Below are 12,067 nucleotides of genomic sequence, written 5' to 3' on the forward strand. Positions count from 1 at the left end.
CTTGGAAAAGAGGAACTGGCATCCTTTTTCATATTCATATATTCATTTTTCTATGCTTTTTTCCTATGAATCGTCGTTACCTTGGCATTTAATCCTTTTTTCGCCTGTCTGGTTGAGAAACGCGAAAATGACATCTTTTTAATGAGCTGTGTGAGTCCCTGCATGATTAAATTGATGAGTAGTAAAAACAACGAAAGCATAAATATGTCGTTAAACCGGCCAAAGTGCTGTAATTCTTTTAGTTTGGCGGTAATAACCATCGTGTTAGCACTGGTTAAGAAAATCACAGCGCTGATCGTAACCATCGAATTGAAAAAGTAATAAGCAAAAATATCTACGATCGTCACTTTAGAATTTGGGATCAAAATTCGCCAAACCGTTTTTAGCCAACTATCTCCCATCAACTTAGCGGTACTCTCCCAATTTAAGTTCATTTTTTGTAGTGCCTCTTTCGCCATTTGATAAGGCGTTGAGAAGTAATGAATAATTGTTACGATGACTAAGATCATCAGGGTGTTATGCAGCTGACTACCGCTGAACAGTAATAAGTAAGCAACACCGAGAACCATTCCTGGAATCGAATTTGTGATCGTCGCGATGCTGTCGATGATTTGATTTATCTTATAAATTTTATGTTCTCTGGAAGTCAGTATCGCTGCTGAATAAGCGATACTTGTTCCAAGTCCGGCCGTTAATAACGCCATCATAAGAGAATTTTTCAAAGTTGAAACCAAGCTATCATCTTGAATGAAACGAGCAAAATTATTTAATGTTGGACTCAATTCATATGGCCAATTAGTCACCATAGGGATAATAATCAAGACCGCAAATACTCCTAAAATGAAAAGAGATAAGCTGACAAAAAGCAGTTTGAAACACCAATCTCTGACAGTATTTTTTTTGATTACTACTTGTCGCGGCCGCTCGTAGCGCACTACTTTTTTTTGTAAATGATTCAAAGTCAAGATGCTGATGATTGACGGCAGTAACATCGTTAGAGCGACCAAGGAGCCAAATTGGAAGTTAGGGATCGTCCCCATGAATCCTTCATATAATAATGTTGTGATAAATGGTGTTTGTCCGCCCACCGCACTGGGAATCCCGAAATCGGTAAAGGACATGAAGAATCCCTGCAAAAAAGCGACTGCCAAAACCCGTGTCAATGGATTCAAGATCGTTTTATAAAGCGATCGATACCAACTATCTCCCATCAAGCGAGAAACAATGAATAGTTGCGTATCCAAATATTTCATCGAATTATTGATCAAGATGTAGATCGGCGGCAGCGTATAAATGATAAAACCTAATAAAATACCGATGGACCCATAGATGTGAAACAGTTCCTGTTGAAAAATCTTGCTCCACAAGCCTTGTTTACCAAAGGCATAAATTAGGACAAATCCATAAGTAATTGTTGGCAAAAGCATCGGAAATTGCAGAATACTCTCGTTTATCTTCAAAAATCTCCGATTAATCCGTGTAAAGTTATTTCCGTAAGCCAAGAAAAAGCCTAAAACTGTTGAGCAGCTAGTCGCCGCTAATGAATAGTTCAAACTATTAGTAAATGAACTGCGCCAGCTTTGATTGAAGATATGCAGACTGTCTCCACCCGTTTGAGAAAAGGCTGTAATGACAATTTGAATGATCGGATATGCCAAAAATAAAAAGAAGAAAGCCAGTACAGCCCAGCTGATTATTTTTTTTAATGAAAAAGTGATGCTCATGAGGCTGCTCTTTTCATTGATTGTTGAAAAATCTGTTGGATATTTTGTTGCTTGATCGCTAATTGATTGACGATAAACTCTTCAACGAAATTACATGAAGCCTGACTCATAATCTCAATCGGAGAACTGCATTGAGCAATTTTTCCTTCATCGAGAACCACGATTTTATCAGACATCGTCAATGCTTCTTCCGGATCATGGGTAACGATCACAATAGTCAGATGCAGTTTCCGAGCGATTTCTTGGATCTTTGCCTTAATTGATTCCTTAATTACGCCATCTAAAGCACTCAACGGCTCGTCTAACAAAAGTAATTGGGGCTTCATCACTAGCGTCCGTCCAAGTGCGACCCGTTGTTTTTGTCCACCAGACAGCTGATGAATTGGTTTATTTAAATGTTTTTCCAAATCTAATAATTGGATTAGTTCATCTACTTCAGATTCAGTTGAACACTCCTTTTTATTGCGTAATCCATAAGTTAAATTCTGATAAGCAGTCAAATTAGGGAACAGCGCATAATCCTGAAATACAATATTGAATGGACGTTTTTCCATCAAAGTATGGGTAATGTTGCTTCCGTTAAAGAATATTTCTCCCCCGCTGGGTTCTTCCAAACCTAAAATTAAATTCAGCAGAGTCGTTTTGCCGGAACCGGATTGTCCAAGTATAGAGACGATTTCGCCAGATGCTATTTCCAAATTGATATTTTGCAGTACTGTCGTCTCTTGAAATTTTTTGGTGATGTTTTCGAGTTTTAACACGTTTATCTCTCCTTTTTCCACTACATACTATTCCATTTCTTTAATGGCTTTTTTTTCATGTATAATTCTTCTGCTGCTTTATTTGTAAAAAGTACAACTGGCACCCTCTGATAAAAAGTATAGCGATGCAGTGTAAAGACACCGTCAAGTTCCTGCAAAGATAAAATAAAGATTGTTGTTTTTATGTAAAGAGTGTAAATTTTTGCACATTGACACTTAAAGAAAAGTACTGAATGGCACTGTACCAGCAATAAATTTCTTTCTAACCAAAAAACGTTGCACCCGCAACGTTTTTCTTTTATACTATTCTATGTTTGTTTAATCTGGATTTTGATAATTATCAGGGAGGAAAAGGGAAGTGGATTCTTTTGTTAAAATGATCAACCGTATTGCACGGCTTTCTGCTTTATACCGCGAAAAAGAATTTAAGCGATTTGGATTGGGTGAAATGCACCATGCCTATATTCTAGGTGTCTGTGCCGAACCAGGTATTTCCCAAGAGGAGTTAGCTTGTAAAATATTTATCAACAAAAGTAATGTCGCACGACAGTTAGCTCAGTTGGAGCAAAAAGGGTTTATCACTCGGCAAAGCGATCAAAATGACGCACGTCGCTTGAGAATATTTCCAACAGCCAAATCTTTAGCCATAGAAGCAGAAATCCGTTCGATCCTAGCAGACTGGAATCAGTCATTATTAGCAGAGATACCAAAAGAGCAACAAGAAGCTGTATTGTCTGGCTTACAAACAATTATGGAAAAAGCCGAAACAAATATGTGCAGCAAGAAATGATATACGGCTTGAAAATGACTAAATAAGGAGCAAAAATGAAATTAATTATTAACTACTTGAAACCCTATCGTTCTCGCGTCACGTTAGCGGTTATTATTAAATTCCTAGGAACTATGATGGAATTAGTTCTTCCGTGGAACTTGGCTTATATTCTAGACCAAGTCATTCCACAAAAAAATCCGCAAAAGATTCTTTTTTGGGGTGGTGTAATGTTGGTGGCTTCCGCCTTTGCTCTATGGGCAAATATCGTCGCCAATCGGATGGTCTCACGTATCGCGAAAGACACGACACAGCATATTCGCGGTGATCTCTTTCATAAAATCACCTATTTAGATACGACACAGATTGAAGAAGTCGGAGTTTCGTCATTAGTTTCACGTGTAACATCTGATACCTATAATATTCATTTAACACTAGGCGTCATGATGCGAATGGGGATTCGCGCACCGATTCTTTTAGTTGGCGGAATTTTGATCACTACTACATTAGATCCGATTTTGACTTTAGTTTTGGTCGCAGTAATGCCGATCATTTTTGTAATGGTGACACACATCTCTAAAAAGGGTGTCCCTCTTTTCGGCAAACTTCAAAAGCAAGTCGATCAACTAGTTTTGGCTGTACGCGAAAATGTGACGGGCTCACGAGTCATCAAGGCTTTATCAAAGGAAGCTTTTGAGCGTCAGCGCTTTGAACATGTCAATCAATCTTTAGTAAACGCAGAAACAACTGCGAATGTTACGCTGGCCGCCTCACCAGCCCTTTTGGATTTATTCTTGAACTTAGGATTAACACTCGTCATCGTAGTCAGTGCTTATCGAGTTAATGCAGGTTTAACACAACCGGGAGTGATTGTGGCTTTCTTGACTTACTTTACAATTATTTTGAATGCGATGCTTTCAATCACACGAATTTTTGTCTTGTACTCACGCGGATTGGCTTCTGCCAATCGGATCAACGAGGTAATACGAAAGAAACCTTCGTTAGTTCCAGGTTCATTGAACCAACGAAAAGAGACTGCGACCAAATTGGTTTTTGATGATGTCACATTCGCCTATCCTGATGGTGGTCCCGCCATCGAGCATATCAGCTTTAGTGTAAGTGCAGGAGAGACGTTAGGTATTATGGGAGCGACTGGCAGCGGAAAAACTACGATTGCTAGTTTAATCCTACGCCTATATGATCGAACCTCTGGTCAGATTTTACTAGACGGACAAGAGATTAAACATTACTCACTCGATGCCTTGCATCAGAAAATCGGAGCTGTTTTGCAAAAAGATGTTCTTTTTGCCGATACGATTCGAGAGAATATCTTGTTTGGCCGTTCATTCTCAGAAGAACAACTTCAACAGGCAATCGATGATGCGCAGGCACGAGAATTTATCGACAAACTGGCGGAGGGGCTGGAACATCGTTTAGAAGCTAAAGGTCAAAACCTCAGCGGCGGACAAAAACAACGTGTTCTTCTTGCTCGGGCATTAATCGGACAACCCGATCTGTTGATTTTAGATGATTCTTCCAGTGCGTTGGATTACCATACCGATGCAAATTTGCGAAGAGCCTTACGGACACATTTCGCAGCTACAACAAAAATCCTGATTGCACAACGGATCAGTTCAATTCAACACGCCGATAAAATTCTGCTATTGGATAAAGGAGAGATGATCGGCTATGGTACTCATGAAGAACTATTAGCCGCAAACTCAACCTACCAAGAAATTTATCAAGGACAGACGGGAGAACAAGCCATTGAAGAATAATAACAGTAAAAATTCACGCAAAGGCACGTTGCTTCGTTTATGGGGATACCTCTATCAATTCAAATGGCTGCTATTTTTGGCTGTAATTCTAACTATTGTCAGTAATTTATTTGCTCTGGTCGGGCCGCTGCTATCTGGTTACGCTATTGATGCGATCCAAATTGGCAAAGGCAACGTCGTCTTTCAAAAAGTCTTCTTCTATTGTAGTTTGATGGCGGGCTTCTATTTGGCCTCTGCGATTTTAAGTTACGGCATCAGCCGTCTGATGATCTATTTGAGTCAGAAAATCGCCTTTCGCTTGCGGAAAGATCTTTTCAATAAAATCGTTTCTCTGCCAGTCGGCTATTTTGACCAACATCAAACGGGCGATATCGTTAACCTTATGAGCTATGATATTGATACCATCAATACATCGCTGGCGAGTGATTCAGTCCAAGTATTGAGCAGTTTGGTCACGATAATTGGTTCCTTTATAATGATGCTGGTGATTTCGCCTTTGATGGTGACGATCTTTTTAGTTACGGTCCCAGCATCGATTTTACTAACTCGCTTCTTAACGACTAAGTTCCAACCATTATTTCGGAAACGTTCAGCAAAGCTTGGTGAACTGAATGGCTTGACGGAGGAACTTTTATCGGGGGAACAAACGACCAAAGTTTATCATCAAGAAGAGACGATGATCACTCGTTTTGGGCAAAAAAACAAAGAAGCTATGGATGCCTACTACAACGCGGAATACTACGGCAGTATGACCGGACCATCCGTCAATTTTATCAACAATGTTTCACTTTCATTAATCAGTGTCCTAGGCGCTTTCTTGTTTCTTTTTGGCCACCTAACGCTAGGAAAGCTTTCCTCATTTGTCCTTTATTCACGGAAATTTTCGGGACCAATCAATGAATTGGCTAATATTTTCAGCGACCTGCAATCTTCTATTGCGGCGGCTGAACGGATCTTCAAATTATTAGATGAAGAACCAGAAGTCCAAGATGTCTCAAATGCTTATACTTTCGAAAAAGCCCGTGGGGATATTCGTTTCGATCATGTCGCTTTCAGTTATCAAAAAGAGCAGCCTGTTATCAGAGATTTGTCTTTTGATATTTCCGCCGGTAATGTCGTTGCGATCGTTGGTCCAACTGGAGCTGGAAAAACTACGATTGTCAATTTATTGATGCGTTTTTACGATCCTGACAGCGGTGCAATCTACTTGGATGGGCAAAATATCAAAGAAGCGACACGCAGCAGTCTAAGAAAGCAATATGCGATGGTCCTACAGGATACTTGGCTCTTTACCGGAAGCATCTTTGAAAACCTGACTTATGGTAATGAAGAAGCCACTTTGGAAGACGTCATCAAAGCGACTAAGGCCGCTCATATCCATGATTTCATCACGCAATTGCCAAAAGGTTATGATACTGTGATGACTGAAGACGGCTTGGCCATTTCTCAAGGACAAAAACAATTGCTGACGATTGCTCGAGCTATGCTGCTAAACGCCGAACTACTGATTCTTGATGAAGCAACCTCAAACGTCGACACGCAAACGGAATTGCAGATTCAAGAAGCCATGAGCAAATTGATGGTAAACAAAACCTCCTTCATTATTGCTCATCGCCTATCAACCATTCGCGAAGCCGACTTGATCTTAGTGGTCAACGACGGTAATATCGTCGAGCAAGGGACGCACGAAGAATTATTGGCTCAACAAGGTCGCTATTATCAACTGCATCAAGCACAATTTGAGAATTAAAAAACCGCAGCTCTACGAGAATCTCGTGAAGCTGCGATTTTTATTTGTTTTCTTCTGCAATCTGTTGGACAACTTCAGCAAATCGTTCTTGTTCATTGATCCATGGATTGTGACCTGAATGTTCAAACCAGATGATCTCCTTACTGGGCGCCTCCAACTTTTTATAATAGTCCTCAGCCAAGCTCAACGGTGCATTAAGATCGTGTCTTCCTAATAAAAAATAAATCGGAACGTCCAGCTTTCCGTACTCCTTTCGTAAATCTGTTTCATAAAGCTGCGGATATACATGATTGAAGGTTTGGAGAATCCCCCGTAGATAATTCACCTTATCAAGCAAACCATATTCTTTTGCTGAAAGATCGCGCAGTGTTTGAAAACCCGCGTTCTGAATCTCAGGATTTCGTGCCATAACCTGGCTGAGATAATTGAGATAAGTCGCACTTTTGGTTGTAACCGAGTTGCCATAGTAAGGCGGCTTCCCGTTCTGAATCAATTTATCAATAATCTTTTGATCATCATTTTCCTTTGCCAACTTCATCGCTAAATCATAGTCGATTCGCTCTGTCTCCTCAAAAGCCACCATCTGTCCGGTCCCCATAAAAGCATGGTACAATTCAGGCTGCTGCTTCACCATAAAAATACCTAGAGCACTTCCCCAAGACTCACCGATAAGATAGATTTTCTCCTGCTTAAACTCCTTTAAGAGTGAGCGGACGAGCGCCGTCCCATCCTCAACGTAAATTTCCGGCGTCAATTGTTTTTTTGATACAGCCGAATAAGATTTGCCTGATCCAGGCTGTTCCCAATTGACGACAACAAAATTTTTCTCCAGATCTGAAAGTTCATAACGGGTTGCTGCTAATTGAGACCCTCCCGGACCGCCTGCCAAAAATAAAAGTACCGGTTTGTTGCGGGATTCGCCCCGGAGACTAATCCATTCTTTTCGACCATTCAAGCGAACTTCCCTCAGTTCCGCGATACTGTCTTGTTTAGCAATTTTTGGTGTTGTCGCAGTGACTTGAGTGATAACGATTAAAATAATACCCAAAACTAAAAAGCCGAACATCCCAAATACACCCTTTCTGACTCCTTTTGTAGCGAATGCTGCGTCCTTTCCTCGTAAACGTTTAAACATGAAAAGTAAAAACTTAATCAAAAATACCAAACTGAACAACAAGAGTACTAAGACAATCAAGATAAATATACCCAGAACCAACATAATAACCCCTCCTTCATTTTTGACCACCGTTCAACAATTTCATCATAACAACTTTTTGAACGGCGGTCAACTTCTTGTGATATACTATTTTGGGAGGTTGTTTACCATGAATAAACGAGAATTGATCTTGGATGCCTTGCAGGAATTACTTTATGAAGGAACAGCCGGCACCGCTTCCGTTCAAGATATTGCCAGTAAAGCTGGAATCGCAAAAGGCGGTCTCTATTACTATTTCAAGAGCAAAGAAGAAGTTCTTGACGCTTTAGTTGAACGCCAATACAGCAACGTCATCGAAACTTGCCGAATAAAGTTGGCTGCGGTAAACGTAGCAGCTTCTGAAAAAATAAAATTATTACTTTACTTTTATCGCAGCACTGCTGTAGATCAGAGTATCGATGTTGCCTTGCATGAACCGCAAAATGCAGCTATCCACCAAAAATCGATGGCTTTTATTATGCGGCAGCTGGCGCCAATTGTTGCCGATATTTTGCAACAAGGAGTGGCTGAAAAAATCTTTGTCTGCGATCAGCCAGAACAGATGGCGGAAATTTTATTGTCACCGATTATTTTTCTGCTCGATCCCGGATTGTTCACTTGGACCGATCATGAAGTCCAGCTGAAATTAAAAGCCTTAGCACACATGCTTGAAGCTAGTCTCCAAGCACCCGCAGATTCATTTGCCTTTCTTTATGAAAATTGGACACAGCAAAGCTTAAAATAGAAAAAAGTTGAAGGCGGAGGCCTTCAACTTTTTTAACTGTTCAGCATATTTTCTACTATCTCTTTACCCAGAAAAGTTTTTTCACCTAGTTCATTAACGGTTAATCCATCTGCGGCCAATCGTTTCACCATAACTGTCAAATCTTCACCGACTTGAATAACATGTTTATCCGGATCATAAAAGCAAGCAACCTGTTGCCCCCATGGCATCGTTGCGACGTCTCGCAAAAATTCCAGCTCTTCTCCTTTAGTCCGCTCGATGAATCCGTCAAAATCCTTCGCCTCAAAATAGAATTCTACCGTGTTGTTCTGATAGTTGAATACCTCTTTATCACAACCAGTAAAACGAATCCACGACTCTTCCGTCTGCAGCGAAAGTCCTCCATTGAAGGTCACATTCTCACCAAAATCAGAAACAATATCCACTTCTAAAATTTTTCGATAGAACGCTTTTGACCGTTCCATATCTTTTACTACCAGCATAGGTCCTCGATACTCCATCCCGTTCCTCCATTCTTTTAAAGCGTTTACATTATTGTTTACTATATCACAAAAGAGTTGTTTAGTGCTTAGTAAATTTATCTCATCATTTTACTAGCTATTAATCCAACAGTTTAGTGAACTCATTTTTCACATTAATAGAAAAAATCTTGAAGCCTTTTCGGACCTCAAGATTTTTATGTTTTATTTTGCTTCTGCGCAGGTCAGTTTTTTACCTGTCATCTCTTCATAATCAGTAACCATAATTTCCCACGCCTTCGCGATGTCTTCATCTAAACCAAACAACCCGCTGCGTCCAACGATATAAATATCTGGATCGGCAGCATCAATGCGTTTGAATGATTTGCGGTTAGATGAGCCATCCATTTCGATGACATATTTATAACCTTTTTCTTCTCGCAATGCTCGTAGATCAACGATTTTGTCTAATGTACTCTCAATAAAACGTTGTCCTGCAAAACCTGGATCGATCGTCATAATCGTGATTTTATCGACGAGTTCGATATAAGGAAAAATCGTTTCGATCGGTGTTTCTGGATTTAATACGATCCCAGCTTTCAGCCCGGCATCATGGATTTGATCAATCAAGCGAAAAGCCAAGCCATCTAATACTTCCGCGTGCATACAGATCCATTCACACTGCAAATCAATCAATTGCTGAACCCAAAAACTTGGGTCGGTTACCATTAAATGAGCGGACATCGGCAACGTCGTAATCTTGCGTAATTCTTCAATAAACCACGGAGATAAAGTAATGTTCGGCACATAATGACCATCCATTATATCGATATGGTATGAATCCACCTGATTATTTAAAAAGGTGATTTGTTCTTTAAACTTATCTAAATCCATCGTCATTAGTGATGGAGAAAATTCTACTTTTTTCATGTGTCGTCACACTTTCCTAAAAAATTTGAATGTCTTCTAAATTAATATCATCTTCTTCTTTTTCTACTTGCATCGCTGCATCTTCTTCAGTCACATTTTTCTTAATAACTGCCAATACAACTGCCGTTACGACTACATTGACTAAAATCGCGATCACACCCGCCCAAGGTCGGGACATCGTTGGAATCATCAACACACCGCCGAAAGGCACTGTCGCATCTGCTCCTAGGATCATCGTCGTTGCTCCGCCAGCAAAGCCGCCGATAGCAGTCGCTACAACACCGCGGACAATATCATTCATGACTAGCGGAATGACACCTTCAACGATATTGATAACACCCATTGGTACTGCTGATTTTAGCGTTTCAACTTCTAATTTCGTGTAAATATTTTTGCCGAATAATTTTGCGATGAAGAAAGCCAAACCAAAACCGATTGGAGTTGCGGTATTAACTAGCTGTAAAGCAGTAATCGGACCGTTCAAGCCCTCTGCCTGCATCGTTAACACAAAAGCAAAAACAGTTTTGTTGATTGGACCACCGTAGTCAACACCACTCAATAGACCAATGACACCGCCAAATACTAGTAATGAAGAGTTGCCTAATCCGTCTAAGAAGTTGGTCAATAATGATGTTAATGCTGCAATTGGTGCACCGATAATATATACCATAATCAATCCGCCGATAATTGATGTTAAGAATGGAATGATCAGCGTTGGCATTAAACCTTTTGCCCAATTTGGTAATTTAACATATTTTAAAATGGCTAATACTAAATAACCGGCTAAGTAACCGCCTAAAATTCCGCCGATAAAACCAGCACCGATAGCATTTGCTGTCAAACCAACGATAAATCCTGGAGCAATCCCTGGTTTGCCGCCGATTGAATACGAGATTCCCGTCGCGATAACAACCGGTAACAAGCCTAAACCTTTGCCGCCCATCGTTGCTAGAGCATCCCAGATCGTAAACTTCCCTTGCACTAATGCATCCTGACTTGAACCGCCAAAGGCCATTCCGATGGCGATCAAGAACCCAGCACCGCAGACGATCGGAATCAAATAAGAAATCGCCGTCAATAAGTGCCCTTTAAGATTTAACTCTTTAATTTTTTTCATTTTTCTTCCTCCATTTAACTAAGCGAATGCTTCAACAACATCTTCTGGCTTTTTCGCCTGCAACAGATTGCCAACTACTTCATCGTTTCCTAGTTTTCTGGCAAACAACGACAGCAATTTCAAATGATTCGTCGCACCGTCATTGTCATTTCCTACTGCAAAGAGAATGATTCCCTTCACACCTTTGCCATCTAAACTTTCCCACGGAATTTCCTCTTGATTAATACCGATCGCCACACCAACTTTATTGACGTAGGCACTTTTTCCATGAGGGATCGCGATATAATTTCCAATACCCGTTTGACCTTCCGCCTCACGAGCATAAATGTCTTTGATAAATCCTTCTACTTCAGAAATATAGCCATTATTTAATAATTGATTTGCTAAATCATTCAACGCATCATCTTTCGTCTTAGCAGTCATATTGGTTTTAACAATGTCTACATCCACGATGTCCTTTACTTCCATTTGAACCCCTCCTGCTTCTTACTGCTGTTCATAATATTTATCGATTCAGCTAAACTTTTTGTGCAACAACCTCTTGAGCCTTTTCAATCAATTTATTTGGCGACTTCACGGCGATCTCTGTCGGCACTTGGATGATTCGTTTCCCAGCAAATCGTTCTCTGCCGGAAATCTTTACATCAACGGCAAGAATCACGATATCTGCTTGATCAATTTCCTCTTGCGTCAATTCGTTTTCGATTCCGATCGTTCCTTGTGTTTCTACTTTCATTTCACAACCCGCTTTTTTTGCGGCATTTTCTAATTTTTCTTGGGCGATGTATGTATGGGCGATCCCTACTGTACACGCTGCTACTCCAACGATTTTCATATTGG

The 12,067-nt window shown here is 40.3% G+C and carries 12 protein-coding genes; 4 read left to right on the top strand and 8 right to left on the bottom strand.

Annotation, left to right across the window (positions count from 1 at the left end; genetic code table 11):
* Positions 1 to 50: 50 nt before the first annotated feature.
* Both PGP85_RS11785 and PGP85_RS11790 read right to left on the bottom strand, forming a co-directional pair.
* On the bottom strand, positions 51 to 1,724 hold the full coding sequence (locus PGP85_RS11785; protein ID WP_010741326.1) for an ABC transporter permease subunit: 1,674 nt from the start codon (positions 1,722 to 1,724) through the stop codon (positions 51 to 53).
* Positions 1,721 to 2,485, bottom strand: a complete 765-nt coding sequence (locus PGP85_RS11790; RefSeq protein WP_010741327.1) for an ABC transporter ATP-binding protein — start codon at positions 2,483 to 2,485, stop codon at positions 1,721 to 1,723. The genes PGP85_RS11785 and PGP85_RS11790 overlap by 4 nt, the downstream gene beginning before the upstream one ends.
* 358 nt (positions 2,486 to 2,843) lie before the next feature.
* Here PGP85_RS11790 and PGP85_RS11795 point away from each other — a divergent pair, with 358 nt between their 5' ends.
* From PGP85_RS11795 to PGP85_RS11805, 3 genes are read left to right on the top strand one after another with little or no spacing between them, the layout of a single operon-like run.
* The gene (locus PGP85_RS11795) at positions 2,844 to 3,275 is read left to right on the top strand and encodes a MarR family winged helix-turn-helix transcriptional regulator (protein WP_010741328.1); all 432 of its coding nucleotides are present in this window, start codon (positions 2,844 to 2,846) and stop codon (positions 3,273 to 3,275) included.
* A gap of 35 nt (positions 3,276 to 3,310) precedes the next feature.
* Positions 3,311 to 5,032, top strand: coding sequence for an ABC transporter ATP-binding protein (locus PGP85_RS11800; RefSeq protein WP_010741329.1), 1,722 nt, complete (start codon positions 3,311 to 3,313; stop codon positions 5,030 to 5,032).
* The gene (locus PGP85_RS11805) at positions 5,022 to 6,782 is read left to right on the top strand and encodes an ABC transporter ATP-binding protein (RefSeq protein WP_270327652.1); all 1,761 of its coding nucleotides are present in this window, start codon (positions 5,022 to 5,024) and stop codon (positions 6,780 to 6,782) included. Before PGP85_RS11800 ends, PGP85_RS11805 begins: the two co-directional genes overlap by 11 nt.
* Before the next feature lie 40 nt (positions 6,783 to 6,822).
* Here the strand turns inward: PGP85_RS11805 and PGP85_RS11810 are convergent, their stop codons facing one another.
* A complete protein-coding gene (locus PGP85_RS11810) occupies positions 6,823 to 8,001 on the bottom strand; it encodes an alpha/beta fold hydrolase (RefSeq protein WP_010741331.1) in 1,179 nt (392 codons plus the stop codon).
* Positions 8,002 to 8,107: 106 nt separating this feature from the next.
* On the opposite strand from PGP85_RS11810, the gene PGP85_RS11815 reads away from it, so the two are divergent.
* On the top strand, positions 8,108 to 8,722 hold the full coding sequence (locus PGP85_RS11815; protein ID WP_010741332.1) for a TetR/AcrR family transcriptional regulator: 615 nt from the start codon (positions 8,108 to 8,110) through the stop codon (positions 8,720 to 8,722).
* Between the two features lie 32 nt (positions 8,723 to 8,754).
* Here the strand turns inward: PGP85_RS11815 and PGP85_RS11820 are convergent, their stop codons facing one another.
* From PGP85_RS11820 to PGP85_RS11840, 5 genes are all read right to left on the bottom strand, one after another.
* Complete coding sequence (locus PGP85_RS11820; RefSeq protein ID WP_010741333.1) at positions 8,755 to 9,222, bottom strand: VOC family protein; 468 nt, start codon at positions 9,220 to 9,222, stop codon at positions 8,755 to 8,757.
* A gap of 183 nt (positions 9,223 to 9,405) precedes the next feature.
* Positions 9,406 to 10,110 (bottom strand): D-allulose 6-phosphate 3-epimerase, encoded by a 705-nt coding sequence (gene alsE, locus PGP85_RS11825; protein ID WP_010741334.1) that lies wholly within the window; start codon positions 10,108 to 10,110, stop codon positions 9,406 to 9,408.
* 16 nt (positions 10,111 to 10,126) lie between these two features.
* Positions 10,127 to 11,227, bottom strand: a complete 1,101-nt coding sequence (locus PGP85_RS11830; RefSeq protein WP_010741335.1) for a PTS fructose transporter subunit IIC — start codon at positions 11,225 to 11,227, stop codon at positions 10,127 to 10,129.
* 18 nt (positions 11,228 to 11,245) lie between these two features.
* Positions 11,246 to 11,695 (bottom strand): PTS sugar transporter subunit IIA, encoded by a 450-nt coding sequence (locus tag PGP85_RS11835; protein ID WP_010741336.1) that lies wholly within the window; start codon positions 11,693 to 11,695, stop codon positions 11,246 to 11,248.
* A 49-nt stretch (positions 11,696 to 11,744) separates the two neighbouring features.
* On the bottom strand, positions 11,745 to 12,062 hold the full coding sequence (locus tag PGP85_RS11840) for a PTS fructose transporter subunit IIB (RefSeq protein WP_010741337.1): 318 nt from the start codon (positions 12,060 to 12,062) through the stop codon (positions 11,745 to 11,747).
* Between the last annotated feature and the right edge of the window lie 5 nt (positions 12,063 to 12,067).

Source organism: Enterococcus malodoratus (genome assembly GCF_027659535.1).
Lineage (GTDB): Bacteria > Bacillota > Bacilli > Lactobacillales > Enterococcaceae > Enterococcus_A > Enterococcus_A malodoratus.